This window comes from Arthrobacter hankyongi, assembly GCF_022012395.1.
Classification (GTDB): domain Bacteria; phylum Actinomycetota; class Actinomycetes; order Actinomycetales; family Micrococcaceae; genus Crystallibacter; species Crystallibacter hankyongi.
Genome location: NZ_JAKLTQ010000032.1, coordinates 15,012 through 41,305, shown reverse-complemented (window position 1 = coordinate 41,305; position 26,294 = coordinate 15,012). Strand labels below are relative to the sequence as shown.

At 65.2% G+C, this 26,294-nt stretch carries 21 protein-coding genes; 8 read left to right on the top strand and 13 right to left on the bottom strand.

All coding sequences use genetic code 11. The annotated features are described in order from the left end of the window. Window positions 1-48 precede the first annotated feature (48 nt). The 9 genes from LVY72_RS23335 to LVY72_RS23295 all read right to left on the bottom strand — a co-directional run bounded on the left by LVY72_RS23335 (window position 49) and on the right by LVY72_RS23295 (window position 10,485). Window positions 49-417: a cupin domain-containing protein gene (locus LVY72_RS23335; RefSeq protein WP_237827260.1), complete on the bottom strand. Its 369-nt coding sequence runs from the start codon at window positions 415-417 to the stop codon at window positions 49-51. Next, window positions 417-1,826, bottom strand: coding sequence for an NAD(P)/FAD-dependent oxidoreductase (locus tag LVY72_RS23330; protein WP_237827257.1), 1,410 nt, complete (start codon window positions 1,824-1,826; stop codon window positions 417-419). The genes LVY72_RS23335 and LVY72_RS23330 overlap by 1 nt, the downstream gene beginning before the upstream one ends. Continuing rightward, window positions 1,823-3,481 carry a hydantoinase B/oxoprolinase family protein gene (locus LVY72_RS23325; protein ID WP_237827254.1) on the bottom strand — a complete coding sequence of 553 codons (1,659 nt, stop codon included), beginning with the start codon at window positions 3,479-3,481 and terminating at the stop codon, window positions 1,823-1,825. The genes LVY72_RS23330 and LVY72_RS23325 overlap by 4 nt, the downstream gene beginning before the upstream one ends. A 2-nt stretch (window positions 3,482-3,483) precedes the next feature. Continuing rightward, the gene (locus LVY72_RS23320; protein ID WP_237827253.1) at window positions 3,484-5,538 is read right to left on the bottom strand and encodes a hydantoinase/oxoprolinase family protein; all 2,055 of its coding nucleotides are present in this window, start codon (window positions 5,536-5,538) and stop codon (window positions 3,484-3,486) included. A gap of 82 nt (window positions 5,539-5,620) precedes the next feature. Next, window positions 5,621-6,967: an APC family permease gene (locus tag LVY72_RS23315; protein WP_237827251.1), complete on the bottom strand. Its 1,347-nt coding sequence runs from the start codon at window positions 6,965-6,967 to the stop codon at window positions 5,621-5,623. Between the two features lie 32 nt (window positions 6,968-6,999). Next, window positions 7,000-7,731, bottom strand: a complete 732-nt coding sequence (locus tag LVY72_RS23310; protein WP_237827249.1) for an SDR family NAD(P)-dependent oxidoreductase — start codon at window positions 7,729-7,731, stop codon at window positions 7,000-7,002. Next, window positions 7,724-8,875: a C45 family autoproteolytic acyltransferase/hydrolase gene (locus LVY72_RS23305; protein ID WP_237827247.1), complete on the bottom strand. Its 1,152-nt coding sequence runs from the start codon at window positions 8,873-8,875 to the stop codon at window positions 7,724-7,726. The genes LVY72_RS23310 and LVY72_RS23305 overlap by 8 nt, the downstream gene beginning before the upstream one ends. Before the next feature lie 51 nt (window positions 8,876-8,926). Further along, window positions 8,927-9,739 carry an SDR family NAD(P)-dependent oxidoreductase gene (locus LVY72_RS23300; protein ID WP_237827245.1) on the bottom strand — a complete coding sequence of 271 codons (813 nt, stop codon included), beginning with the start codon at window positions 9,737-9,739 and terminating at the stop codon, window positions 8,927-8,929. After that, entirely contained in the window at window positions 9,736-10,485 is a 750-nt protein-coding gene (locus LVY72_RS23295; RefSeq protein ID WP_237827243.1) for a polysaccharide deacetylase family protein, read from the bottom strand. Before LVY72_RS23295 ends, LVY72_RS23300 begins: the two co-directional genes overlap by 4 nt. Before the next feature lie 356 nt (window positions 10,486-10,841). On the opposite strand from LVY72_RS23295, the gene LVY72_RS23290 reads away from it, so the two are divergent. The 5 genes from LVY72_RS23290 (at window position 10,842) to LVY72_RS23270 (ending at window position 17,427) form a co-directional block, all read left to right on the top strand. Then, window positions 10,842-11,825: a sugar ABC transporter substrate-binding protein gene (locus LVY72_RS23290; RefSeq protein ID WP_237827240.1), complete on the top strand. Its 984-nt coding sequence runs from the start codon at window positions 10,842-10,844 to the stop codon at window positions 11,823-11,825. 80 nt (window positions 11,826-11,905) lie between these two features. Next, window positions 11,906-13,351, top strand: a complete 1,446-nt coding sequence (locus LVY72_RS23285) for an ATP-binding cassette domain-containing protein (protein WP_237827237.1) — start codon at window positions 11,906-11,908, stop codon at window positions 13,349-13,351. Beyond that, on the top strand, window positions 13,352-14,401 hold the full coding sequence (locus LVY72_RS23280; RefSeq protein WP_237827235.1) for an ABC transporter permease: 1,050 nt from the start codon (window positions 13,352-13,354) through the stop codon (window positions 14,399-14,401). A 76-nt stretch (window positions 14,402-14,477) separates the two neighbouring features. Continuing rightward, a complete protein-coding gene (locus tag LVY72_RS23275) occupies window positions 14,478-15,587 on the top strand; it encodes a histone deacetylase-like amidohydrolase (RefSeq protein ID WP_237827233.1) in 1,110 nt (369 codons plus the stop codon). Next, entirely contained in the window at window positions 15,481-17,427 is a 1,947-nt protein-coding gene (locus LVY72_RS23270) for an ABC transporter substrate-binding protein (RefSeq protein WP_237827230.1), read from the top strand. Before LVY72_RS23275 ends, LVY72_RS23270 begins: the two co-directional genes overlap by 107 nt. 1,018 nt (window positions 17,428-18,445) lie before the next feature. On the opposite strand, the gene LVY72_RS23265 is transcribed toward LVY72_RS23270, so the two are convergent. Beyond that, window positions 18,446-19,099: a GntR family transcriptional regulator gene (locus tag LVY72_RS23265; protein WP_237827227.1), complete on the bottom strand. Its 654-nt coding sequence runs from the start codon at window positions 19,097-19,099 to the stop codon at window positions 18,446-18,448. Window positions 19,100-19,317: 218 nt separating this feature from the next. On the opposite strand from LVY72_RS23265, the gene LVY72_RS23260 reads away from it, so the two are divergent. The 3 genes from LVY72_RS23260 to LVY72_RS24830 all read left to right on the top strand — a co-directional run bounded on the left by LVY72_RS23260 (window position 19,318) and on the right by LVY72_RS24830 (window position 23,038). Further along, window positions 19,318-20,634: a purine-cytosine permease family protein gene (locus LVY72_RS23260; protein WP_237827225.1), complete on the top strand. Its 1,317-nt coding sequence runs from the start codon at window positions 19,318-19,320 to the stop codon at window positions 20,632-20,634. Next, window positions 20,631-21,287, top strand: a complete 657-nt coding sequence (locus LVY72_RS23255) for a flavin reductase family protein (protein ID WP_237827223.1) — start codon at window positions 20,631-20,633, stop codon at window positions 21,285-21,287. The genes LVY72_RS23260 and LVY72_RS23255 overlap by 4 nt, the downstream gene beginning before the upstream one ends. 884 nt (window positions 21,288-22,171) lie before the next feature. After that, a complete protein-coding gene (locus tag LVY72_RS24830) occupies window positions 22,172-23,038 on the top strand; it encodes a PaaX family transcriptional regulator (RefSeq protein WP_237827221.1) in 867 nt (288 codons plus the stop codon). A 224-nt stretch (window positions 23,039-23,262) separates the two neighbouring features. On the opposite strand, the gene LVY72_RS23245 is transcribed toward LVY72_RS24830, so the two are convergent. The 3 genes from LVY72_RS23245 to LVY72_RS23235 are packed head-to-tail and all read right to left on the bottom strand — an operon-like array spanning window position 23,263 to window position 26,293. Beyond that, window positions 23,263-24,591, bottom strand: a complete 1,329-nt coding sequence (locus tag LVY72_RS23245; protein ID WP_237827219.1) for a carboxylesterase family protein — start codon at window positions 24,589-24,591, stop codon at window positions 23,263-23,265. A 10-nt stretch (window positions 24,592-24,601) separates the two neighbouring features. Beyond that, on the bottom strand, window positions 24,602-25,840 hold the full coding sequence (locus LVY72_RS23240) for an acyl-CoA dehydrogenase family protein (RefSeq protein WP_237827217.1): 1,239 nt from the start codon (window positions 25,838-25,840) through the stop codon (window positions 24,602-24,604). 12 nt (window positions 25,841-25,852) lie between these two features. After that, window positions 25,853-26,293 (bottom strand): nuclear transport factor 2 family protein, encoded by a 441-nt coding sequence (locus tag LVY72_RS23235; protein ID WP_237827215.1) that lies wholly within the window; start codon window positions 26,291-26,293, stop codon window positions 25,853-25,855. Window position 26,294 lies beyond the last annotated feature (1 nt).

Genomic DNA, 26,294 nt, shown 5'->3' with positions numbered 1-26,294 from the left:
ATCTGTGTTCCTACTTTCTGCAAGGGGGAAGGGGATCAGCGGGTCCGGTCACGGTGCCAGATGGACCTTGCGCAACGGTTCGTGCACCGTCCAGGTGGTGCGCATTCCGGCGGTTAGGTGCATCAGGCTGCCGGCGGCCAGCTCGATGATGCGGGATGCAGCGCCGCCGGGTGCGTCGTGATGGATCACCACGGTGGCGTTTCCGGAGACCACCAGGAACAGTTCCTCGGCTTCGATGTCGTGCATCCCGCCGGCGGACATCTCCCAGACGCCTAGGCCTAGGCCGCCGAACCGGCCCAGACTGTTCAGGCCTGTGGTCGGTGTGCCCGCGGCCACCTGGTCCGCGGGCACGGGTCGGTGCTCCAACGTCAGGTCGTTGATATTTACCGGCCGGCCGGGAATCAGTGTGCTGTCCATCAGGAGTCAAATCCCAGTCCGAGTGCATCCAGGGTCTTCAGCCACAGGCCCCGCCTGCCTGCGTTGCGGTCCGCTCGGGCCAGCTCGTGCCGGGTGAGATTGATGCCCGCGGCGCGGATCGGTTCGGGTGGGAAGGGAACGGCAGGACGCCGCACCATTTGCAGCGTGGTCCGTTCCGTGCGCTCTCCGCCCAGCAAATCCAGCATGGTGTCCGCAGCGAAGCGGCTGGCCCCGACGCCGAGTCCGGTATGGCCGAGGGCGTAGGCGACCTTTTTACCGAAGGCGGTGCCGTAGGCCGCGGAGAACCGGGTGGACGTGTCGATCACCCCGCCCCAGGCGTGGCTGAAGTCCACGTCGAGCTGCGGGAAGGTCTGGAAGAACTGTTCGGCGAGCAGCCGGAAGGTTTCCGGGCGTCGTTCCAGTTCCGGGGAGATCCGGCTGCCGTAGTGGTAGACCGCGTCGTAGCCGCCCCACAGGATCCGTCCGTCGGCGGTGATGCGTGAATAGTGGAACTGATTGGCTGTGTCCGTCAACCCCTCACGCCCCGCCCAGCCAACAGTCTCGAACTGCTTAGCGGTCAGAGGCTCGGTGGCCAGGGCATAGTCATAGACCGGGACCGCGGCGAGCCGGTTGCGCCGCAGCAGCGGGGGGAAGGCGCTGGTAGCCAGGATGACACGGCCGGTGGTGACGGCGCCATAGGGGGTTTTCACTTCCATTCGGCCGCCGGCGTCCCTCAGGGACTGGGCCGGGGTGTGTTCGAAGAACACCACGCCCTGGCGTTCCAGGTATTCCCGCATGCCGCACACCAGCCGGTAGGGCTCCACGAGGTAAGTGCCGGCCGGGTCGAAGACGCCGCCGATGAAGGCCGGCGAGTTGATCCGTGCCCGGGTTTGCTCCGCGGAGAGCAGCTGGAGCGGCCGGCCGAAGCGGCGGGCGGGTTCCACCGTGGCCTCCAGTTCCGCCAGCTCGTGCGGCTTGAGGGCCGCTTGGAGCTTGCCGGCGGTGCTCAAGCCTCCGTCGATCCCGGCCTCGTCGAGTTCGGCCTTGAAGCCGCGGAGGTTGTCCAGCCCGAGCCGTTCCAGCACGCCGGCTTCCTCCGGCCAACGGGCCAACGCGTTCGCCAGTCCGTGGGTAATGCTGTAGGAGACAAACCCGCCGTTGCGACCGGACGCAGCGTGGCCGACGGCGTGCGAATCCATCACCGTGATGGCCCAGTCCGGGTGTCGTTTCCTCGCGCGCATGGCGGCCCACAGTCCGCCGAAGCCGGTGCCGACCACCAGCAGGTCGCAGCTGTGCTGCCCGGCCAGTTTTTCCCCGGAAGCCTCGGGCATGCCCTCGAACCAGACGGAGGAATACTTCGCATGGGCCAGGGACTGCTCCACCCGGCGGCCGGTGGCAATGGCGGTCATGCCTGCACCAGCCTTCCGTCGCGGGCATCCGCTGCGGCCAGCTCGGCCGGGCGCTCGGCTGCCGGCCCGAACCCGCCGCCGCCGGCAGTCTCCACACGGACAATCGTGCCGGGCTGCAGCGTGGTCGAGGTCTTGGTGCCGACCACCGATTCGGTGCCGTCCGGGGCAATGACAGTGATCCGGGTCGGCTGGGCTGCCGTGCCGCCGGCAGCGCCCTGCGGGGCAAAGCTGCCGTTGGTTTGCTCCGCGTAGAAGGTGGCCCGCTGGGCGTGCTCGAGGATCTCGTATTCCCGGCGCAGGCCCATGCCGCCGTTGAACTTGCCGGTGCCCTGGGAACCGGGCACGAATTCGTTCCTGAGAATGCGGATCCGGTAGTTGGTTTCCACGACTTCCGCGGGCATGACCCCGACGTTGGACATGTAGGTGTCCACTCCGTCGACGCCGTCGCCGAACCGGGTGGCTCCGGTGCCGCCGCCGACGACGTCGGCCATGACCGCCGGGCGGCCGGTAACCGGGGAGGTGCTGCCGACGTTCATGCAGAAGAAGCTGACAGTGCTGCTGCCGACCGCTTCCGCAGGCCACAGATCGGTCAGCGCGCGGATGAGGGTGTCAGCGAAGCGCTGGCAGGTGTTGTGGCGGATGGACACTGCGGCCGGTGCCTGGGGATTTAGCACGCTGCCCTTGGGGGCGATGATCTCCACCGCGCGCAGCAACCCGTCGTTGGCGCCCAGGTCCGGGGCCACCACGGCGCGCACCGCGTAGACGATGCCGGCGCGGGCGCTGGCCCAGGGCACATTCATGGCACCGCGTACCTGGGCACTGGAACCCGTCAGATCGATGGTCAGGGTATCGCCGCGCTTGCTGACCTTGGCATGGATCCGGGTGGGCGGGCCGTCGATCCCGTCGTCGTCCAGGAACCCCTCGGCCTGGCCGGTGCCGTCCGGCAGGTCCCGCAGCGAGTTGCGCACGGCCTTTTCGACGACGTCGAGGGAGCGGACCATGACGGCGGAGACCACGTCCATGCCGTACTGCTGCGCAAGTTCATTCAGCCGCTGGTAGCCGAGCACACAGGCCGCGCGCTGGGCCCGCAGATCGCTGACCGTGCTCAGCGGATCGCGGATGTTGTCGGTGATGATGGAGATTACATCGGGGTTCTCCACGCCGGCTATCGAGAGCCGGACCGGTGGCAGGATGAGGCCCTCGGCAAAGATGTCCTCCAGTTCCGGGCCTTCGCTTCCGGGGTTCACCCCGCCGACGTCGATATGGTGCGCCGCCGTGCCGCTCCAGCCTTCGAGCCTGCCGCCGACGAAAATCGGCGTGACTACGTTGACATCGGGCAGGTGCATGGCACCGAGGAAGGGGTGGTTGCAGATGAACGCGTCGCCGTCAGTGATCCGATCCTCCCAGCGCTCGATAATGGCCTTAACCACCAGGGACATGGCACCGAGCTGGGCCGGGATATAGTCCGCCTGCGCCACGAGGTCCCCCTCCGGGGTGAACAGGGCGCAGGAGAAGTCATCCATGTCGCGGATGATCGGGCTGTAACTGGAGCGCTTGAGGATCACGCCCATTTCCTCGGCAATGGAGTGCAGCGCCGAGGACACCACCTCGAAGGTCACCGTGTCCACTGTGGTCTGCTGTTCGATTGGTGTCATGGCTAATTCTTGTCCTCCGTGATGATGATGTCTCCGTTGTCGGCCACTCTGCCGGTCTGTCCGGTGAGCATGACGGTCGTGGCGTCCATCTGGGTGATGATGGCGGGGCCGGCAATGATGTTGCCGGCCCTAAGCCGGGCCCGGTCCAAGATGGCGGTTTGCGTCTCGCCGCTGCCGGGCAGGCGGACCAGCCTGGAGCCAATGACGGCGTCCGGGGCGGGTTGTTCGGATCCGCGGGGGATCGGGGTGCTGGGCACGCGGTCGAACTGGCCGGTGACGGCGATGCGCACGGTGACAATTTCCACGGTTTCCTGCGGCGAGCTGTGGCCGTAGAGCTCAGCGTGGGCAGGATGGAATCGGTCGGCGATCTGCCCGAGGCTGTTCACGTCCGTGCCGTCCAGGTTGACGGTGAGTTCATAGCCCTGTCCCAGGTAGCGGGCATCCACCGTCACCAGGACTTCCACGGTGTCCGCCGACGCCCCGTCCTCGATGACCTGGGCGGTCAGGGCCCGCCGGCGCTCGGTCAGCCAGTCTGCGATCGGCGGCAGCGCCGCGGGGCCGAAGGGCTTGAGCACCGTCTGGGCATCATCGACACGCAGGCCGGCAGCCAGCAGGCCGTCCGCAGAGAAGAGCCCCGGCTGCAGCGGCACCACGACGCTGGCCAGGCTCAGGTGGCGCAGCAGCATACCGGCATGCAGCGGTCCGGCGCCGCCGAAGGGGAAGAGGGAGAAATTGCGCGGGTCCAGTCCACGCTCCACGCTGACCTTGCGGACCGCGCGGACCATGTGGGCCAGGGCGATTGCCAGGATGGCCTCTGCTGCCTCGGGCACGTCCATGTCCAGCTGGCTGCCGATTTCCTTGACTGCCGTTTCGGCAGCGGCCTTGTCCAGCCGCAGGTCCCCGGCGAGGGCCTCGGTGCCCAGCGTGCCCAGGACCACGTGGGCGTCGGTCAGCGTGGCCTCGGTGCCGCCGCGGCCGTAGCTGGCCGGGCCGGGGACGGCCTTGGCGGACTGCGGGCCGACGCGCAGCCGCTGGGTGCGGTCCACCCAGGCAATGCTGCCTCCGCCGGCGCCGATGGTGTGGATGTCCACGGTGGGTGCGATCAGGACATGGTCCTGGACTTCCTGGATGCTGGTGTACGGTGCCTGGGAATCACGGACCAGGCACACATCGACGCTCGTGCCGCCCATGTCGAGGCTGATCACATTGGCAAGCCCATGTTGTTCGGCGGCGCGGACCAGTCCGCTGACGCCGCCGGCCGGCCCGGAGAGGATCAGCCGGTGTGCCTGGCTGCCGGCCCGTTCGGCCGGTACACAGCCGCCGTTGGACTGCATCACCTGGAACGGGGCCGCGACACCGCTGTCGGCCAGTGCCCCGGCGGCCCGTTGCAGGTAGGCTGCCACGACCGGGCGCAGGGCGGCGTTGATCACGGTGGTCGCCGTGCGCGGGTATTCGCGGAACTCGCGGGCGATACGGCTGGAGATGCTGATCGGAGTGTCCGGGAAGCGCGCCTCCAGGGCGGCCAGGAGTTTTTCCTCATGGGAAGCATTGAGGTAGCTGAAGAGCAGGCTGACGGCGATGGCCTCGGGTGCCACCGCGGCGACGGCGTCAACCATGGCGGCTATATCGTCGTTCCGCAGCGGGGTCAGGACCGTCCCGTCGCTGCCGATCCGCTCGTCGACTTCGAAGCGGGCGCAGCGGTCCACCAGCTCGCGGGGGCGTTCGGGGGAGAGGCTGTAGACGTCCGGACGGCTGCCCTGGCGGTAGGCGAGCACATCGCGGAAGCCCTTGGTGGTGATCAGGGCGACCCTGGCCAGGTTGCCGGTGAGTGTGGCATTGGTGGCGACCGTGGTGCCGTGGCAGATGAGGGCCACCTCGCCGAGGTCCATGCCCTGAGCCGCCAGTTCGGCCACGGCGTTGGTCAGGCCTCGGGACGGGTCTTCCGGAGTGGAGGCGACCTTGGCGACGAGGGACGCGCCGCCGGAGGAACGGGCGATTGCGTCGGTGAACGTTCCGCCGGCATCAATACTGACGGTCCAGGACGGGTGGGCAGACATGGTGATCCTTCGCTTTCAGAGCGTGCTTGAGCGGCAGGGAAGCCGCCGTGAACGTGAATGGGGTGGGCCGGGGCCGTCCGGCCTAGGCTTCGGCCAGGTCCAGCGCGGGCGGTGCCTTGCGGAAGCCTCGGGTCATGACGGCCAGATAGGCGGCGCCGATGATCAGCCAGGAGAAGCCCACGGTGAAAGCCGTGCCGGAGAGGCTGGTCCAGAGCCAGACACACAGTCCGACGCCGACCAGCGGCGCGGCCAGGTAGCGGACGGCGCCGGATCCAGAGCGGAGACGCTCATCGATGAAGTAGTGCTTGATGACGGCGATGTTGACCACGGTGAAGGCGGCCAGGGCACCGAAGCTGATCAGCGAGGAGGCCAGTGTCAGGTCGATGACCAGGGCCACCAGGCCGATCGCGCCGACAATCAGCGTGGCGTAGACGGGCGTGTGGAACCGCGGATGCAGGTAGCCGAAGACCCGGTGGGGCAGGACGCCGTCGCGCCCCATCGAGTAGAGGATGCGCGACACCGTGGTCTGCGAGGCCAGTACGGCGCCGAAACATCCGGCAATGTACGCGGCGGTGAAGAAGGCCTCCAGGAAGCTGCCCCCGGAGACGGTCATGACGTCCAGGGCGGCCGAATCCACGCTGGAGTAGGCGGTCCAGTCGGGGAAGGCCAGGTTGGCGATCAGCGATATGACCACGAAGAGCAGTCCGCCGGCGAGGGTGACCAGGATGATGGCCTTCGGGATGACACGGCGGGCCTCGACGGTCTCCTCGGCCAGCGCGGAGACCGCATCGAAGCCCAGGAAGGACAGGCACAGGATGGCGGAACCGGCAAAGATCACCGCCGTGCCGGGACCTTGGCCGAACATCATGTCGACGATGGAGGGCATCGGATTTCCGGAGGCGGCGCGCAGCGCCATTACGGCGAACACCACCAGGAAGACGGCCTGCACGCCCAGCAGGATGCTGCTGGTCTTGGAGACGAATTTGATGCCGAGGATGTTCAGGACCGTCACCAGTACCAGGGACAGGACAATCCAGGCCGGCTGGGGGATGGCTGGGAAGCTGGCGCTCATGTAGATGCCGATCACCAGGTAGGTGATCATCGGCATGAGCAGATAATCCAGCAGCAGCGTCCATCCGCTCAGGAAGCCGATATTGCCGCCGAGGGTCCTGCGCGTGTAGGTATACGCCGAGCCCGCCTGCGGGAAGGCCCGGACCATCTTCGCGTAGCTGGCCGCCGTGAACAGCATCGCCACCAGGGTGACGAGGTAGGAGGAAATGATGTGGCCTTCGGTGAGCTGGTTGACGATGCCGTAGGTGGTAAACACGGTCAGCGGGATCATGTACGCCAGACCGAACAGGACGGCCGAGGGCAGGCGGAGGACTTTCTTCAGTCCTGCTCCCTGTGCCGTGCTCATTGCAGTAGACATGTGTATTCCTGACGTATGAATATGGGCTCGGTCTAGATGATGCTCTGGCCTCCGTCGACGGGCAGGACCACACCGTTGACGTAGCTGGATTTCCGACCAGCCAGAAAGAGGCAGGCATGGGCGACTTCATCGGCTGCCCCGAGACGTTGCAGCGGAATGTTTTCCAGGACCTTGCCTAGTCCTTCCTGACTGTTGACGATGGTCGTCATCGGGGTGTCGATGACTCCGGGAGCGACCACGTTGGTTCGGACGCCGCGCGGACCCCACTCGGCGGCCAGCTGGCGTCCGAGCGACACGACTGCGCCTTTGCTGGCTGCGTACGCGGCCCCGGGCTCCGTCCCGTCTCCAAGTGCGAAGGCGATTGAGCTCAGCAGGACGATACTGCCTTTGCCCCGCCTTAGCAGCGGACGTCCCAGCACGGAGGCGGCCACATAGCTTCCTGTGACGTTGATATCATGGACTTCTTGCCAAAGCGCTAAGTCCAGGGTCTCGGCCGCTGACGTCCGATAGATGCCGGCACAATGAACCAGAGCTTCGAGTCCGGCCGGCCAGCGTTCCTCGATGCAGTCCAGGGCCTGCTCGAGGGAAGCCGTGTCGGTCACGTCGCAGGCAAGCTGGAGCAGGTTCTCCTGGAAGGTGAAATTTGGTGTTTTCTTGTCCAGCGCCGCCACCCGGTAGCCGCTCTCGAGTGCCAGCTGCACGGTGGCGGCGCCGATTCCGGAGGCGGCTCCAGTGATTGCCAGGACGGGGGCGGGTTCAGACATGGGCTGCCGGCTTGCTGTTTTCGGCGAGGAGCGGGCCAAAGTCGAGTCGTTGCCGTTCGGCTTCGCAGGGATTCCCTTCGCTCAGGTACAGGGTTCGCTGCTCCAGATCCATCACCACGGACATGACCGTGGACCAGCGTTCGGACTCGTTGGACCGGGGGTCGGGGTGGCAGCAGATGGAGCCGGGATAGTCGATGTGGTCCGCCAGCGCAGCGTCGAGGGAACCGATAGTGGCCGGGGTTGGGGGATGGGCCACGAGTTCGCGCATACGCTGCAGGCGGATAAAGCTGTCAGCCATGGCACTGCCGGCGAGGTCGTGGCCGCCGACGATGTTATCGAGGAAATGGTTGGTATGGACCAGCGCCCCACCGTCGGCCAGCAACGGCCGGACAGTGCGAGTGTCCCCCGGCGCCGTCTCGATATTGAGTATCGCTCCGCCCGGGCTTCCAACGACAAAGTTCCCTGAGGAAGCCCGGAAATGGGAGGAGAGGGTTTCGAGGGCGTCGAAGGCTGTCCGGCAGTCCGCCAAGGCGCGGATCAGGACATGGAACGGTAGGCCTGGCTGTCCATTGTCCAGGGACGAGACCAGGGTATTGACGGCGATGCCAACGCCAGCGGAATTCAGTGTTGTCTTGGCCAGCAAGCCCGCTTCGACGATCGTGACAAAATTGGGGCCGTCGTGGCGCTCCACTTCCAGCAGCACCACACTCTCGAAGCCGTGCAACAGCCAGTCCCAGTTCTGTCCCACGAGTGTAGTACCCGACGACGTCCTCGCCGGTGTGAGGGCGAAGGAGCTGCATTCAGCGCCGCAGCGCCGCGCGGCTTGGCCAGCGCGGTTTGCGAACGCCGTCCAGAGGATTTCGGTTCGGCAGTTCATGGCGAAAATATCGTCAAAAGGTATTCCGGCGCCGTCAGCGATTCCGTGCATTTCGGCAATCTGTGCCGGGAACGATTCTCTGACCGGTTCCAGATATCGTTCGGAGAAAGCCACTGCTTCACCCCAGGGCAAGCCTGCTCCGGCGAAGGACCGTTCGTAGCCGGCCCTGGCGGCCAACACCTGGGATCTCGCCTGCGTTCCATATTGGCTTCCCCGCTCCAAGGGATCCCCGGAAACTCTGATTCGTGGAAATTTGCCTGCGACCATCGTTACGGCCCCTTCTGCCCGAATGTTCACGTTGTCTTCTGCGGAATCCTGCTAGGACAAGACCAGGCCGCCGTTGACCGGAATGGTCTGTCCGGAAACATATGCCGCTCCGTCCGAGAGCAGCCACAGTACGGCGCCGGCGACGTCGCACCCGGTGCCGTGCCGCTGAAGGGGGACCGTGGAGCGCAGCTGCGCCATATATTCCTCGATGGGGACACCTTGCCGCTGCGCCTGCATGGCCGCCTCCTCCTCATGCATTTCAGTCAGCATGTAGCCGGGCGCAACAGTGTTTGCCGTGATGCCGTGCCTGCCTTCTTCGACGGCGATGCACCGGCTCAGGGCGGCCAAGGCAGCTTTCGACATGGAATAAGCCGCACCATCGGGTGCCGGATGATCGGCAAAGAGCGAACCGATGTTGATGATGCGTCCCTGCCCGCTTCGGCGCAGGTGCGGGATCGCTTCACGACAGAGTCGTGCGGCACCCAGCAGATTTATCTCAAGGACAGCGGCCAGCTGTGCGTCGGTGGTCGCGGAAAGTTCCACGCCGGGACCACCGACGCCGGCATTGTTCACCACGGCGTCGCAGCGCCCGAAGGTGGCCAAAGCCAGTTCCACCAGCTCATGGCCGGTTCCAGGATCGGCCAGATCCGTCACCGCATGGACCAGCGGTCCGGTTCCGGCAGGGGCGCGCAGGGACTCCGGCAGGGAGCGTGCCACATCGCTGGCAACAATCCGATAGCCGGCCTCGAGCAGGGCCAATGCAATGGATTTTCCCAGCCCCCGTGCGGCTCCGGTGACAATGGCCACCTTCTTCTGGCCGTCTACTGAGACCGTCCCCTCCGGCCGTTCCTGTGCGCGGCTCATTTGCCCACCAGCTGCGCTGTTTCGCGGGCGCTCCGGATCCAGGCTCCGGTTGAGATCAGGTGTGAGAGCACCTGGTCAAGCATGGCCAGGCGAGAAGGCCGCCCGATGATCATCGGGTGCATGGTGAGCATGACGTGGCCGCCGAGGGAAGCGATGCCGTCAATTTCCGGCAGCCAGACGTCCAGTACCTCCCTCGGGGACCGGATGGTCTTTTCCCACGTGTCATTGGCGAACCAGAAGTGCGGTGCATCATCGAGGATCCATGACACCGGGAGTTCGGCCAGATTGTGCGCGGCATGCCGGTAGGGGACAAAATCATCCAGCAGGTTGGAGGAGTACTCGAATCCGTGGGATTCGAGCAAATCAAGAGTGTTTGCACTGAAGTCCCACGACGGCGACCGGTAACCTGCCACCTCTGCCCCCAGATCCTGCAGTGCCTCAAGCCCGCGCTTGAGCTCGATAGCCTCGTCTTCGAGGGACAGGACGGTCGGGGACACGTGCGTATAACCGTGATGGGCGATTTCATGGCCCGCCGCCAAGATGGACCGGATCGATTCGGGGTGGCGCTCGGCGTCGCGGCCGCAGACAAAGAAGGTCGCGCAGACACTGTGCCGCTCGAGCAGCCCGAGGATCAGGGGGATAGCGGCCCTCGGGCCGTAAGCACCTTGCGACAGGACCCCGGGCCTGTGCGCATTGTCGGGGTTTTCGCCGATCCAAACTTCCTCGGCGTCGAAGTCAAAGCTCACCGTTGCCCCGTAACGGTGACCTGGGGGCCAATTGAACATTTCTCTCCTGTGCTTCGGCGGCTGGTCAGCGAGTTGGCAGAACTTCTGTGGTCGACCCATTGTTGGGAACATTCCAGCAGTTCGTCATGCGTCATTTGACGTATGTTTCGTCATGATTGCTGAAGCCGTAAGGCGCCCCGGGGCGCCTTACGGCAGGCGGATCTGAATTGTTACATGACGTACGTCATTTGACGCATGTCACATACTCCTGTGGCAGTGTGTCATAGCAGTCAACGAATTAGCCGAACGGGAATTTCGTTCCGTGTACTGCGAAGACGTCCGCCAATGATGTTGGACTGCCCACTTCAGGAGAAAAGATGAAATCTCGCATGATCCCCTTCCTCGCTGCCGCGGGGCTTGCTGCTTCCTTAGTGTTGTCCGGCTGTGGATCAGCCGGCGCCGAAGGAACAGATTCCGGTAGCAAAGGCAAAGGCGCAGTAGCGATGAGTTTTGCCGGTTTGGATATCCAGATCTGGGTGGACGAACTGGCATACATGAAGCCGGCCATTGAAAAGGCAGGCTATGAACTGCTCAGCGATGATCCGCAGTGGAACATCCAGAACCAGGTGTCCAGCTGGGAGTCATGGATCCAGCGGGGCGACGTGAAGGCGATAATGGGATATCCCGTGCAGTCCGATTCCATGGCTGCTGTCACGGAGCAGGCCAATGCAGCAAGCATTCCCGTGGTCGGCTATGCAACCCAATGGGACGGCATCAAGGCTGCGTTGGTCATCGATAACTTCCAGGACGGTGTCAGGCTTGGCGAGGAAGCCGGAAAATGGATCGTCGGAAAGTTTGGCAAGGCAGAAGTTCCGGTGGGGCTGTTCAGTTATTACGAAACCGACCTTGGGCGAGACCGGACCGAAGGCATCAAGAAGGGCCTGAAAAATGCCGGGGCAAACGTCAAGATCGCCGACATGCCAGCGCTCACGGTGGAGGACGGCATGGAAAATGCGCGTAATCAGCTCAGCGCGAATCCGGATACGAAGGTATGGCTTTCCACCGGCGACGGGCAGATGGTAGGCGCCTATCGTGCCTTGACAGAGCACGGAGTCGATCCTCACGATCCGGACTACCTGCTTGGCGCCTTGGATGCCACCAATGAATCCTTGGATCTGATCAAGGAACCGAAGGGTATCTGGCGGCTGGGTTACATCCTGCCGGCGAAGGAACTGGCCGAAAAGAATGTGGAGCTGCTGCTGGGCGCCGCTGAAGGAACGTTGAAGGGCAATATCAACATCGCCTCGACACGCGTGACGCCCGAGAACGCCGACCAGTTCTACACCCAAAAGGTCAAGTAACTCCCATGGGGCATATGGCTAAAGCAGGCGGTCCGTCAGCGGCCCCGGAGGCGGTCCGCCTGGAACTAAGATCCCTGACCGTGGAATTCGGGGCCACCCGGGCGCTCGAGTCAGTAAGTGCCAGGATCGTACCCGGCGAGATCGTGGGGCTGCTTGGACATAATGGGGCGGGAAAATCCACCTTGTTCAATGTTGTTTCCGGAGTGTTCCCCGCCTCCTCAGGTGATTTCCTCATTGACGGCATCCATGTTGGTGCCCGTTCCACCCCGATGGACATGGCCAGGCTGGGGGTTACGGTCATCCACCAGGAACCGGCCCTGGCACCGAACCTGAGCATCATCGACAATCTCTTCCTTGGACAGTCCGACCTGTATCCCAAGGACCGGACCGGCGCCGCGCACAGGGCGCTTGCCCGGGTCGGTGCCGCCCTCGACCTGGACCTGATCGTAGGCACTTTGTCCCTCGGAGAACGCCAACTGGTGGATCTCGCCCGGGGGATGCTACGCGGTGAGATGAAGATTCTGCTGCTGGATGAGCCAACCGCAGCACTCGGCCGCACCGAAACCGTAGCGCTGCATCGCCTGATCCGGAACCTGGCAGCGGAGGGGGTGACTGTCATCTACGTGTCCCACCGACTTCCGGATATTCTCGATGTCTGTCAGCGAATCCTGGTGCTGCGGTCCGGCCGCCTAGAGGTCGACGGCCCCGCCAGCCAATTCGACGGACAGACCCTGGCCAAGGCCTTGGCACCGGACGCGAAGGTCAACGGGTTTGCTGCCGCCCGCACGGCTGGGCCGGAGTCCATCGGGTGCGAGCAACCGGACGCAGCCATCTCCTGCAGGGCAGGAGAAGTGGTTGGCCTCTTCGGGATGGCAGCCGGCGAGCAGTTCAGACTGCTCGAGAGTATCTTTGGGCTTCATCGCAGGTTCGGATTCAGGCTCGGCGGTCGCCGGGTTGCCGTTGCCTCGCCAGCCCAGGCGATCCGTCACGGGATCCATCTGGTGCCTGCAGACCGGGAAAACGACGGGCTGATCTCGGGAGCATCGGCTTTGGACACGGTTTTCCTGCCCTGGTACCGCGACGGGAACCACAGGGGATTCTGGATCGGGCCCAAGGCTGGCCGGCAGGTCTACGCCCGTGCACGGGCCGCACTAAACATTCTGGGACCAGGGAGCAGCGCCCCCATTGACGAATTCAGCGGTGGCAACAGGCAGAAGCATTTGATTTCCCGGTGGATGTTTCCCCGCCTTCCGCGCGTCCTTCTCCTCGCCCAGCCGACCCAGGGTGTCGACGTCGGAGCGAAAGCCGATATCGCCCAAGCCGTCCGTGCCCTGGCTGCGGAAGGTGCAACGGTGCTGGTGGCCTCGGCCGAATCCGATGAGATCGACCTGCTGTGCGACCGGGCGTATGTGATGAATGGGGGCCGGATCGCCCCCGTTGACCGCACAACGGGGTTTGGCGGCAAACTGTTGTCCGCACTTCTCGAGCTGTCTGATCGGAAATCCTCCAAGGAAGAAGTCGCTTAAATGAAACTCTCCGTCGGCGAAATCAAGACCTTTGCGGCGCGCAACGGGATCTTCATGGCCCTCGTCCTGCTTATTGCCTTCTTCTCTGTGCTGAACCCGAAATTCTTCAGCACGGGAAATGCCATGAACGTCCTCCTGCAGGTCGCAGAATTGGGGATCATCGCGTTGCCTTTGGGACTGCTGCTGATTTCCGGTGCCGTGGACCTGTCCGTCGGTTCCATTGCTTCTGCCGCGGCTGTCAATGCGGCGCTGACCATGAGCGCAACAGGTTCGATTGTCCTGGGGTTCGCCGCAGGGCTCCTTTTCGGCGCATTGGCAGGCATGCTCAACGGGTTCCTCGTGGCCTACCTGGGGCTCAACCCCATTGTGGTGACTCTGGGCTTTCTCAGTGTCTGGGGCGGGTATGCGATGCTCATGACCAACGGGCGCACCGTGACAAGGACGGAACTGCCGGACGGATTCCGGGAGATCGGCACGGCGTCGATCGGGCCGCTGCCGCTGCGCCTGGCCATGTTGATCGCCGCCATAGCCTTGGCGTGGTACGTGCTCAACCGGCATCGTATCGGTCGGGAAGTCTATGCGGTAGGCGGTAGCCAGCGCGCTGCCTACCTCATGGGGATTAAGGTGACCAGGATCCGGTTCGGACTGTTTGCGGCCTGCGGCGTCTCATCCGCGCTGGCCGGCATCATGCTGGCCGCCAAGGTCCAGTCCGTCAGTCCTGCCATCGGCCTTAACCTGGAAATGAGCGGGCTGACCGTGATTCTGCTGGGAGGCGTCGCCTTTGCCGGCGGCAGCGGTCGTATCGGTGGCGTGGTTGCCGGCCTGCTATTTTTCGGCGTCCTGCGCAACGGGCTGGTCTTTCTGCAGGCCTCCCCGTTCCTGCAGACAATCATTGTGGGTCTAACTCTGGTCGTCGCAGTCGCCCTAGACGAATCCATCCAGAAGATCGTCAAGAAGTCCTGGGAAAATCGAGGCCGTGCGGCCTTGGCGGAACGATCCCACCCTGATGAGGACACTCAGTCTCCCACCGGGCTGGCGCTGCGGTCCTGAGCCTTGGGTGCGGCCAACAAGCACATCCACCGTGAATCCACGGAACTAATTCGAATTTCGAATCGAGGAGCAGCAAGTGACCACTGGTTGGATTTGGCATGAAGCCTTCAACTGGCACAACACCGGAAACGGATCCGGATTTTTCCCACCCGGCGGATTTATCCAGCCCTACGAAGCCTTTGATTCGCCGGCGACCAAGGGGCGTTTTGCTGCGCTCGTGGAAGTCAGCGGCTTCGACAAGCAGATGAAGCGCCTAGACGCGACCGAAGTTACCGACGAGGAGATCCTCCGGGTCCATACGGCGGATTACCTTCGGCGGCTCAAGGCACTGGACCCTACCGGAGGGGACGCTGGAGAAAACGCGGATTTCGGACCGCAGGGCCTGCGCATCGCCCGGCTGGCAGCTGGCGCCGTCGCCAATGCGGTGCGCGGGGTCCTGTCCGGCGAAGTCAGCAATGCATACGCACTGGTCCGACCAGCGGGACACCACGCGGAGCCGGACCGGGGTCGGGGATACTGCATCCTGGCCAACACCTCCATCGCGGCAAGGATCGCGCAGGAAGATTTTGGGATCAAGCGGATCGCCATTGTGGACTGGGACGTGCACCATGGCAACGGAACGCAGAAGATCTTTTGGGAAGACCCCAACGTACTGACGGTTTCGCTCCACCAGGACCGGCTCTATCCAGTGGACTCCGGATTCCGAGAGGAAACCGGTGGACCGGGAGCCGAGGGCAGCGTTCTCAACGTCCCGCTGCCGGCCGGTACTGGAGACGGCGGCTATGTGCGGGCCGTAGAGCACGTAGTCATTCCTGCACTGCAGCGGTTCGAACCGGAGCTGATCATCGTCGGCAGCGGCATGGACGCGGCCGTGACCGATCCGCTGGGACGAATGATGGTCACCAGTGACGGCTTCCGCCGTATGTCGCGTCTGGTCATCCAGGCCGCCGCGGAGTTGAGCGGCGGTAGGCTGGTATTCGCGCACGAAGGCGGCTACTCGGCGCACTATGTCCCGTTCTGTGGCATGGCCGTGCTCGAGGAACTGACCGGCGTGAAGTCGGCCGTGGACGATCCCTACCTTGTCTTTTTCCAGAACTACCCGCAGCGATTTATCGAACCTTGGCAGGAGGAAGCGATCCAGCAGGCAGCCCTTCTTGCCAGAAGAGTGCCCGTACCCGTCGCCTGAGCCTGATCCCGGCGGCCGCCCCACCTACGGCGGCCGCCGGAGTTCGGCCACAAGCTTGTTGGCAGTGGCGGGACTCACGCAGAATGACTGGATGACTTTAGGCGAATGGAACAGGCATACGATGTCCCAGTCCGAGTTCACAGCGGACCACCAAGGGAAGACGGTTGTCCTTAAGGGTGAAGAACCGACTACTGAACTTGTTCTGTTCGCGCGGGGTTTCCTGCTGGTCAACCGGCCCGAAGCACGGTTCCTTTATCGCGCGGATGGAATGTGGCTTGCCGTGCGTATGGAGCGCCACCGCGGCAGGGGCGACCAACAGGATCACGCTCTGGTTACTGCCAGCCAAGTGGCACTGCCGCAGGGGATCACGAAACGGGAAATCGACGTTTTGACCCTGGTGTCCGTCGGCCTGACCAACATCGAGATCGCCGAACGGCTTGGAACCAGTCCCCGGACAGTGTCCACCCAGATCGAGCGGTTGCTGCAGAAGCTGGACCAGCGCGGCCGAGCCGGCCTGGCTGCCATGGCTGTCGATAGCAACCTGCTCGCGTTGCCTGTGTCTGGCGGTGTCGATGGGGTGGCCCCGATCGCCGCCGTCGGTCTGGAGAAATTCGCCCGGATGCTCAGCCGCAACCCCGAACGCGTCCGGGCCTTGGCTGCCCTGCCTGCAATCCGCCGTCCGATCCTGCTAGGAACCCTGGCGTCCCTGTCCGGCAATGCTACCGACGATGGCGAGGAACACGTCCGCGGATCCGCCCTGGCCGTCGAGGAAATCAGTACCAACGGAGGCATCGCAGGCCGTCCCCTCGAGCACATTGTCGCCGATGCCGACATTTTCAACCCGACCGATGTCCGGGCAGCCATGCAGCGGCTGATCGATTCCGGCGTAGATGCCATCACGACCAACTACATCAGCGCCGAAAATCCATTCATTCTGGACATGGCAGCTGACTACGGCCGGCCCTTCCTGCACCTGGATACCTTCGAGCAGCACGTTGAACTGGTACGTTCCCACCCCGACCGCTATTGGATGATCTACCAGACCTGCCCATCGGAGAAATACTATGCAATGGCCTTCCGGCGTTTCCTGCAGGAGTTGGAATCCAGCCGGACCTATGCCCCCTCCAACCGCCAGGTAGCGGTCGTGGAAATGGACTCTCCGAGCGCCCACATTACGGGGAACGGATTTGAGGAAGCGTTGTCCACCGTAGGCTGGAGCGTCTCATCCACGCAGTCGGCCCCGTTCCGGCAGACGGATTGGCGGCGAATTGCCCGGAAAATTTCGGAGTCGCAGCCGGATGTGGTGCTGGTTGCCCACTTCATCCCGGATGAGATCGCGCTGTTCCACCGGCTGCTGAGGGAGCACGATTTCACCGGCCTGGTGCACTACGTCTACGGAGCCTCGATCCCCAGGTTCAAGGACGTCTTGGGGCCTTTGGCTGACGGGGCAGTCTGGAGCTCGGTCACCACCCGCACCGATTCGGCCTCGGCGAGCCGGTTTCAGCGCAATTACCTGCTGCGCTACGGCGTCGAGCCCGGACCCGCCCAGGCCAGCGCCGCCTACGACCAGGTCCAGTTGCTGGCCTGGAGCTGGGCACGCAACGGCAGCACCGTGCCCGCGGGCACGTGCAAAGTGCTGCGCGAGGAGATCCACCGGGGGTTGAACGGCATCTACTACTTCGGCGACGGCGGCCAGTCCCCGCTCAGCTACCCGGACGGTACAGCGGATCCGACCGTGGGTCAGCCGCTAATCACCTCACAGATCCAGGACGGGCGCTCGGTGATACTCAGTCCATCACTCTTCGGCTCGATGAACCGGTTGCAACTACCCGGCCGGTGACCCGAACCGACGCACTGAACCCGTGTTCAGCGCCCAGACTGTACCGTCCTACCCCTGTTGGCGATTTCGTATGCGTCCGGTGTTGAAGCGCGGTACTCCGGTCCATCGGGCTGCGGAAGTCAATCGACACTGAACTGCCAGATCGGGTGGGATGGGATCCGCGGATCCGTAGATTGCCAGATCAATTCCTTCGGCAGGAAGTCACCGAAATTTTCCTCAATACCACGGACCTCACCAGGCTCCGCAAGATCGCCCGGCACAGCCATACCGAACAGTTGGCGAAATCATCCATGGGCACCCCGGTTAGCCCCGCTAGGCCATGCACCGGCATGCCGAATCCATCTGGGACTGGCTGTTGGGACTGAACGTTTTCCCCGACGAATAGACACCCATCCGAGGCCGGAAAGCGTGAGCTTGACCCGAAGCATGGTGCCACTTGGAAGCAGGGGAGGTAGTGCCGCAATATGTTGTCCCGCCTCATGTAATCGGGGATCGCCGGACATGCCAGCCCTACGACGTTCCGACTTAAGCGAAACGGATCCTTCGAACCCATCAATAAGGGAACTCGGCTCCCAAAGGACGCTAAGGCTTTCCAAAACGTCCACCTCCCTGCGTTTGTCATAACGACATCTGGGGTAGCGAGTCGGGAGTAGCCGTGTCAGGCAGAGCTTCCGTTAGTTGACGCCGGTAGCCGTGACTATGTCCGGACGGACTTGAAAGCGGCTGCCGGCAAGTGGTGCTGCGCGGAGGTGCCCTGTGAGACGCGATCCTCACAGCTGGTGCGCCAAAGGTGCCGTCAGCAGGCATTTTTGCGGCCAGGACATGCACCAATCCGGGAACCTTGGAAACGCGGCGTTTTCAACGGCGGGTTTCGGTCCGGGATAGCCCCGTGCCGGGGCCCGGCGTGCGGACGCGAATCAGGAGCCAAAAATCCGTCTGGTGCGCCCTGCATCTGCTCCTCTGTCCCATGCTTCAGAAGGCCGGCTGTCCGACAACGCCCGGCGGATCCTTGGGGGCATTACGCAGGTCCTACGTGAAGGCTGATCGTGGAGTAGGCGAATTGAACGAGATAATCGTTGAGGGCGTGGGAGGCCTTCTCCGCGGCTTCCGGGTCCCGGTCCAGAATGGCGCGGAGGATTCCCGCGTGGAGGCCGGCGCCGTGGCTGATCTCGGCCTGCTCGTCCCGGACGTGGGTGATCCAGAAGCGGCGGGATAGTCCCTGGAGGGGCGCCATGGCGTCAGCGAGATATTCGTTGTGGGCCGCAGCGACGATCATCTGGTGCGTTTCCTTGACCGTTTCGAGGTACTGCCTGAGCGTGAAGCGGTCTGCATGGAGCAGCTCGATCATCTCGCGCATCGGGATCTGGTCGGCGTCGGTGGCTGCATGGCAGGCCAGACGCACGGCCAGGGCTTCGAGCACGCGGCGGAGCTCGAGCATGCGCAGCTGGGCTTCCACGGAGGCGGGAGGGATGAGCACGCCCTTGTTGGGGTGGATCTCTATCAGCCGGTTGCGGGCGAGCTGCTGCAGGGCCTCGCGGACCGGTGTGCGGCCCAGGCCGGTCTTCTCCATCAGGACGGCCTCGGACACGAGCGTGCCCGGAGCCAGTTCCTGGAAGACGATCAGGCGCTCGATTTCGTCGTAGGCCTGGGCGGCCTTCCCCTGCTGCATCATGCCTCCACTTTAGCGGCACCGCTTGACCAACCGATATATCGGTTGCATACTGGCGTGACGCAGTTCACATTCCCTTCCCAAGAAACAGAGGTCTGCAATGGCGAAGACTGTCACCGTCGAACGGCGCTCAATCGACTTCATCCCCCCCGAGGAGAGGCACGGCTCCCCCCAGGAGCCTGCTCTTCGTCTGGTTCGCGGCAAACACATCGATCACCGCTGTGGTGACCGGTGCGCTGTTCGTGATCCTGGGCAACAGCGCCCTGTGGTCCATCCCGGCCATCGTGGTGGGCAACGCAGTCGGCGGCTTCTTCACCGCCCTGCACTCGGCACAGGGCCCCAAGCTCGGCGTGCCGCAGATGATCCAGAGCCGGGCCCAGTTCGGCTATTTCGGGGCGATCCTTCCGTTGGTGCTGGCCCTGATGATCTACGTGGGCTTCTACGCCACGGGCCTGGTCCTGGGCGGCCAGGCGATCGGGACCCTCTTCCATGTCCCGGCCCAGGCCGGCGCGGTCGTGTTCGCGCTCATGTCCACGGCCCTGGCGATCGTGGGATACCGCTACATCCACAAGTTCTCCCACCTCGCCGCGGTGCTGAGCGCCGTCGTGTTCGCGATCCTCCTCGTCCGTATCTTCACCGACGGGGACATCGGCGCCGTCGTTGGAGCGCACGGGTTCGCCGCGGCCCCGTTCGTGCTCGGGGTCTCGCTCTCGGCCTCGTGGCAGCTGACCTTCGGCCCCTACATCGCCGACTACTCCCGCTACCTCCCCGAGAACACCCCCAAGAGGGCCACCATCGGCTGGACCTTCCTGGGCAGCGTGCTCGGCGGGTCCCTGGCCATGACCCTCGGCGCCCTTGCGGCCGCCCTCGGCGGGGCCGCGTTCGGCCACGACCAGGTCGGCTACATCGCAGGTATCGGCGGTGCGATCTGGCCGTTGGTCCTGCTCGCGGTGATCTGCGGCAAGCTCACCGGCAACACCCTCAGCTCCTACGGAGGCTACATGTCCCTGGCGACCATCATCACCAGCCTCGCCGGACAGCAGAAGGTGGGGCCCCGGCAGCGGTCCGTCTACGTCGCGGCCATCTCCGCGGTCTCGCTGGCCATCGCCCTGGCCGCCAGCAGCAACTTTCTGACCAATTTCACCGACTTCCTGCTCTTCCTGCTCTACTTCATGACACCCTGGTCCGCGATCAACCTCGTCGACTACTACTGGGTCCGCAAGGAGCGCTACAACGTCGCACAGCTCTTCCTCCGCGACGGGGAGTACGGCCGCTTCAACAAGGGCGCCTTCATCGCCTACGTCCTCGGCGTGCTCATCCAGATCCCGTTCATGAACAGCCCCCTCTACGTCGGCCCAATCGCCGACCTCCTCGGCGGAGCCGAAATTGCCTGGCTCATCGGCCTCGTCGTCGCCGGCGGCATCTACTACCTCACGTCCCGATCCGTCCGGAACCGGATGGCCGCCTCACCCGCGGCCGGCTCCGATCCCGGAACCATCGTCCCCGCAACCGCCATCACCGCCAAGGAGACCCTGTGAAATACGATCCCTCGCACGAGAAGAGCCCCCTGCCCTACTCGCCGTTCAAGAGCTGCACGGTTCCGCGGCCCATCGGCTGGCTTTCAAGCGTCAGCCCGGACGGGGTCGAGAACCTGGCTCCGTACAGCCAGTGGCAGAACCTGACCTTTGATCCGCCCATGGTGATGTTCAGCGCCAACCAGTACCCGGACGGGCGGCGCAAGGACACGGTCCTGAACGCGGAGCAGACCGGCTGGTTCGTGTGGAACATGGCCACCTACGACCTCCGCCAGGCGGTGAACATCAGCGCCATGGCCCTTCCCTTCGATGAGAGCGAGTTCGACCGGGCCGGCGTGACCAAGCGCTACGCCGAGCTCGCACCTGTTCCGATGGTGGCCGAGAGCCCGGTCCACTTCGAGTGTCGATACCTTTCGACGCACCGGATGACCGGCAACTCCAACGTGGGCACCATCGACATCGTCTTCGCCCGAGTCGAGCGGATCCACATCAACGACGAGGTGCTCACCGCGGACGGCCGGCTCGACATCGGGAGGATCCGGCCTCTGGCCCGGATGGGCTACCACGACTACACCAGCATTACCGAAACCTTCGAAATGAAGATCCCCGAGGCCTCCGCAGACGAAGCCTACGGGCTCGCGGGCCAACCGGCCTGACCCGGTGGCGGGGCTGCCTGGACCGGGACCCAGGAAAGGCAGGAGTCCCGACACCATAGCCTTTGGCGTCGAATCTGCCCTGAGTGCGGGCATCCGAAGCTCCGGACCCGGCATGGTGTCCGGAGCTTCGCTCCGGTCATAAAGGGTCCCCGGTCAATGGGATCCGCTACGACCTCGGCGGAGCCGTCTTCCGTACTGACGAAGACCGCCCGTACCGCGCCGAAGTCGGGAAGCGGGGCAAGTGCGGCGATGCATCCTGCCCGCCTTCCCCGCTGCAGTTTGAAACCTGCAAGGCAGGAGAAGGGGCACAGGCTTGTTCGTGAACCCGACAGCGTGCCGTTTCCTGCATCCAAAGTCCCATGTCCGCCTTCCCAATAAGCACAAGCAGGAGCCACCTCCTGTCTTCTCAAGTGCCCCGGCGCGCCGGGCAAGGAGCACCGTCTTTGACTTCCTGCCCGGACCCGGACACCTATGCTGCGAACATAGAGCCCGAACACCGGCCGCTTCCCTTCCCGACCACACTTCTTAGTTCCGCCGATAGCCGGGAGTATGTCCGGAACGGTTTCTGGATGCGGCTTGTGGACCGGCTGTCTTGGCGGGGCAGCCGGGGCCGGCGTTTCCATGCTGTCGTGAAGCGTTCGGGGTCATCTTCTCCTGGGACAGGAACTGGATTCTGCTCGCCTGGTGTGCCGCTCTGGTCGCGCTGGTTGCACCCGTATGACCCGCAGTGGAAGGCTGCACGTCGTGGTCGGGTTCACACATGGAAGCGGTAGCGGAGCCTCCGGTTGCCGCCGTTTGAATACGGCAGCAAGGGGCGGGGCGTTGTGCCGGAACACAGGCCCGATCCGGCCTGGTTGGACTGGTTGGATTGGTAGGCTGGCAGGGTGCGTGCGGAAGAAGAGATTATTGCCGGCCGGCTTCCCGGCGACCAGGGGCAACCGCCGCACCACCGGTTCATTGTCACGGTGTTCGGCCTTTACGGCCGGCACAGCGGCGGCGTGATTCCCGTCGCCGTCATCGTGCGTTTGCTGCAGGAACTCGGTGCCGAGCCGGCCAGTGTGCGTTCCTCGATTTCACGGTTGAAGAAGAAGGGCGTGCTGGTCAGCGAGCGTGTCGACGGGCAGAGCGGCTATGCCCTCGCCGGTGAGCTGGAGGAGCACTTCCGCACCGGTGACGAGCGTATTTTCTTCCCGCGTCCGGCCCGGGCCGGGGACCCGTGGCTGCTGGTGTCCTTCTCCGTGCCGGAGGCGGAGCGCAGCCAGCGGCACAAGATCCGCAGCGGCCTGGGCCGGATGGGTTTCGGCGCGGTGGGGCCGGGGTTGTGGGTGGCCCCGGCGCATCTGCGCGAGGAGGCGGCCGATTATGTGCGGCGCAACGGCCTGGAGGAGTATGTGGAGTTTTTCCTCTCCCAGCACGCCGGTCCGGGGGATCTGAAGGCAAAGGTGGCCCAGTGGTGGGACCTGGCTACGCTTGAGGCCCACTACGCGGCCTTCATCGATGCTTACGCTCCGGTGCTGGCGGCCTGGCAGGGCCGGCCCGGGCGCGACGATCAGACCTGCCGGGAGGCATTCTGCGCCTATGTGCCGATGGTGACGCAGTGGCGGCAGCTGCCCTTTCTGGATCCGGGTCTGCCTGCCGAGGCGCTGCCGGAGGGCTGGAAGGGCGAGGCAGCCCGGACGCTCTTCCGCGAACTGCACACCCTGCTCGGCCCGCTCTCGGCCCGGCACGCCCAGCGGGCCATCTACGGCTGACGCATCGGCGCGTGGCCAGGATGGCCGGATAGCGGTGCCGGGTTCGCGGTGCTGCTCCGGACCGGTTCGCCGCTTACCTGCAGCAATGTGCCGCCGGCGGGAACCGCACAGACGGTCAGGGCCGACGGCGTCATGCGGATGCTTCGGGACTACGGGTGGCAGGGCCGGAGGCGCCGTGAAGTTGCCCGGCCCGCTCCGGGCTGGTGGCTGCCCGTCGGAGTTCGCTACCCGGTGACGAATCCGGCCAGTTCCGTGACCGTCTGCGCCACGACGGCCTCGAACCCGTCATCGTCCAGGTCCTGCAGCATCGGGGCGTCGGCCCAGGCCTGGCGGTTGCCGAACTGGAAGGGCAGGTCCAGGCAGTGCCCGCTGAGCAGGCCCGGCAGCGCGGAGCGGTGCGTGAACACGCGCAGTTCCGCCGGGATTCCGGCGTGCGTGTAGGCGGCGGCCAGTTCGGTGGGGAAGCGCTGGAATTGTACCCAGGAGGAAACCGCTACGAGGGTTTCGTACGGGTCCGCCTTCCGGACGGCCAGGCCCGGCGGCAGGTCGGCTGGCGGCAGCGCCGCGAGCCATTCGTCCACCTGGGTGGCGGTCGCGGCCAGTTCCGGTCCGGAGTTGAAGAAGAAGGTGCCGGTCTCCTCGGCGCTGTAGCGGAAGAGGACGGCTTCGGCGTGGCAGCTGCCGGCGCACCAGGCGGGGTCCAGGAACCGTCCCGGGATGTCCGGGGAAGCCGTGGGCAGGTAGCCGGAGGCCGCGTGCCCGAGCGGCCGGGGACCGGTAGTGGCGCGGAGTGCCTGGGCCCCGGCGCGCAGCAGCGCCTGGGCCGGGACCGTGTGCAGCGGTGCGCCGTCCAGCCGGGTGGCGGCGGCGGAGACGACTGCGCGGTGCCGGGCCGGGTCCCAGGGTGCGCGGGTGGCCATGCTCAGGTGTGCCGCCCGGCGCAGCAGCCCGCGGGTCTCGGGCAGCAGGGTGAGCAGGTGTCCGTACCAGCCGCCGGCGGACTGGCCGGCCACGGTGACCCGCTCCGGGTCTCCGCCCAGGGCAGCAACGTTGGCGTTGACCCAGCGCAGCGCGCAGAGCAGGTCCTGCAGCGGCAGGTGGGGTTCGCCGTGGCCGGCCGGGGCCAGGAGTCCCACGGGGCCGAGCCGGTAGTTCACGGTGACTACGACCAGGCCCTGCGCCGCGAGCCGGGCGCCGTCGTACCATTCGTTGGCCCCGCCGCCACTGGTCCAGGCCCCGCCGTGGATAAAGAACAGCACCGGCAGCTTATCTGCGCCTTCCGGGGCCCAGACGTTGAGGAAGAACGCGTCGTCGTCCTGCGGGTTCGGTGTTCCGCTGCCCATCGCCGCGGCCAGGCGGCTGGGCAGCTGGGGGAAGACGGGAACCTCGGCCGGTCGTGCGGCGTCGAGCTGGCCGGCGGCCGGGACGGGCGCGCCGAAGCGTACCCCGGCGTCGAGCTTCGCATAGCGGATGCCCAGGAAGGATGTGACACCGCCGTCGCTGCGTCCGCGCAGACCGTTGGCCGTGATGCCGATGGTGGCCGAGGTCCCCATGTGTCCTTCCCTAGAGCTTAGTGGAGATGTAGTCGACGCCGGTCAGCCCGTCCCCGTGAAGTTCGTAGCCCATGGGGGCGGTGATGGAGGCGTGCCGGGTGCCGGTGTTGACATCCCGCCACATCCGGCCCAGCAGGCTGTTCTCTGCGAAGGCGGCGGTGCCGTGCAGCCAGCACAGCTCGTTGACCGCGTCGACCAGTTCATGCCCGGCATGGCCGATGCCGCCGCGGTTGCGGGCTCGGTCGGCCAACGGCATGGGCTCGGTGCCGGCCGCTGCGGCGTCGATCATCGCCGCCGAGCGCTGCAGCAGCAGCTTCGCCGAGTCGATCTTCATGCTCGCCTGGCCCAGGTTTTGCACGAACGCGCCGGAGTCGATCTGGCGCTTGTAATGCGTGTAGGTGATCGGGCGGGTCTGCGCCTTCTCCGTGACGTAGTCCAGTGCCGCGGCGGCTGCGCCCAGGGATGAGGCCTGGATGGTGGTGGACATGGTCAGGTGCGGGGTCAGCCGGCGGCCGAAGGTGGCTTCCGGGTCCTTTTCGAAGCCGTCGCCCATCAGGCGTTCGAAGGTGATGATCCGGTTCTGCGGCAGCCACAGGTCCTCAGCGACCATGGTGTTGGAGCCGGAGCCGCGCATGCCGATGGTGTACCAGGTGTCCCTGACCTCGTATTCGCCGCGCTTCATCATGGCGAAGCCGATGCGCGGGGCTGCATCCTCCGGCCCGTCCACGTTCTCTTTAAGGAAGAGGATGCCGATGGCCCACTCCGAGTGCGAGGAGTTGGAGGCAAAGGGCCACTGGCCGGAGACCCGCCAGCCGCCGTTCTCCGGCACCGCGGTGCCCTGCGGGCTGGCGAAGATCGACGCCATGCGCACCGGGCCGGCGGCGAAGATCTGGTCCAGCAGGTCGTCCTCGTAGCGGTTGGCCAGCATAACCGAACCGTTGGAGATCACGGTGCACCAGGCGGCGGCCGGGTCGTAGTAGCCGACGGTGCGGGCGACCTCCAGCAGCATGGAGGCACCGCCCTCGTAGCCGCCGTAGCGGCGCAGGGCGGCGATGCGCAGCGCGCCGGTCTCCTCCAGGGCGTCGACGGTGGCCTGCGGCAGCACGCGGGTTTTGTCCGCGAGCAGGGCGTTTTCGCGCAGCAGTGGGCCGATGGCGTGGATGCGTCCGACCAGTTCGGCGATCAGTTCGGCCGGCGGGGCCCCGGCGGCCTTCAGGCGCGGGGCGGGGTCAACGGCGGTGTCGGTCATGGTTTCAAACCTTTACATCTGGTGGGGATCGGCGGTGTCCCCGCCGAAGGTGCGGCGGACCTCGTGCAGGTCCATGAATTCCCGGCAGGCGGTGATGCGCCCGTCCTCGACGGTCATGATGGTCACGATCTCGTTGTCGAACTCCAGTCCGGTGCGGGTGCGGGCGGTTTCGCGCAGGTGGGTGACGACGGTGGACCGGGCGGTATCTTCGTAGATGCCGCGGATGTCCATGACCGCGCTGCCGGGTTCGAAGGTGGCGGACAGGGTGGCGATTAGTTCGCCGAAGAATGCCTCGCGGCCGCGGTAGGTCCTGGCGAGGCCGGAGTGGCGGCCGGCGACGGTCCATTCCAGGTCCTCGGCCAGGACCGCACGGGCGGCGGCGGCATCACCGGCCGCCTGCGCGTCCCAGAACGCCCGGACGGTCCCGGACTGCGCGCCTGCGGCGGCGGGCACC

Excerpts from the sequence above, each read along its gene's own strand:
- LVY72_RS23280 (WP_237827235.1), top strand. The coding sequence starts at position 13,352 with ATGAAACTCTCCGTCGGCGAAATCAAGACCTTTGCGGCGCGCAACGGG.
- LVY72_RS23325 (WP_237827254.1), bottom strand. The coding sequence starts at position 3,481 with ATGACACCAATCGAACAGCAGACCACAGTGGACACGGTGACCTTCGAG.
- LVY72_RS23290 (WP_237827240.1), top strand. The coding sequence starts at position 10,842 with ATGAAATCTCGCATGATCCCCTTCCTCGCTGCCGCGGGGCTTGCTGCT.
- LVY72_RS23300 (WP_237827245.1), bottom strand. The coding sequence starts at position 9,739 with ATGAGCCGCGCACAGGAACGGCCGGAGGGGACGGTCTCAGTAGACGGC.
- LVY72_RS23265 (WP_237827227.1), bottom strand. The coding sequence starts at position 19,099 with ATGATGCAGCAGGGGAAGGCCGCCCAGGCCTACGACGAAATCGAGCGC.
- LVY72_RS23240 (WP_237827217.1), bottom strand. The coding sequence starts at position 25,840 with ATGACCGACACCGCCGTTGACCCCGCCCCGCGCCTGAAGGCCGCCGGG.
- LVY72_RS23335 (WP_237827260.1), bottom strand. The coding sequence starts at position 417 with ATGGACAGCACACTGATTCCCGGCCGGCCGGTAAATATCAACGACCTG.
- LVY72_RS23320 (WP_237827253.1), bottom strand. The coding sequence starts at position 5,538 with ATGTCTGCCCACCCGTCCTGGACCGTCAGTATTGATGCCGGCGGAACG.
- LVY72_RS23310 (WP_237827249.1), bottom strand. The coding sequence starts at position 7,731 with ATGTCTGAACCCGCCCCCGTCCTGGCAATCACTGGAGCCGCCTCCGGA.
- LVY72_RS23245 (WP_237827219.1), bottom strand. The coding sequence starts at position 24,591 with ATGGGGACCTCGGCCACCATCGGCATCACGGCCAACGGTCTGCGCGGA.
- LVY72_RS23305 (WP_237827247.1), bottom strand. The coding sequence starts at position 8,875 with ATGGTCGCAGGCAAATTTCCACGAATCAGAGTTTCCGGGGATCCCTTG.
- LVY72_RS23315 (WP_237827251.1), bottom strand. The coding sequence starts at position 6,967 with ATGTCTACTGCAATGAGCACGGCACAGGGAGCAGGACTGAAGAAAGTC.
- LVY72_RS23330 (WP_237827257.1), bottom strand. The coding sequence starts at position 1,826 with ATGACCGCCATTGCCACCGGCCGCCGGGTGGAGCAGTCCCTGGCCCAT.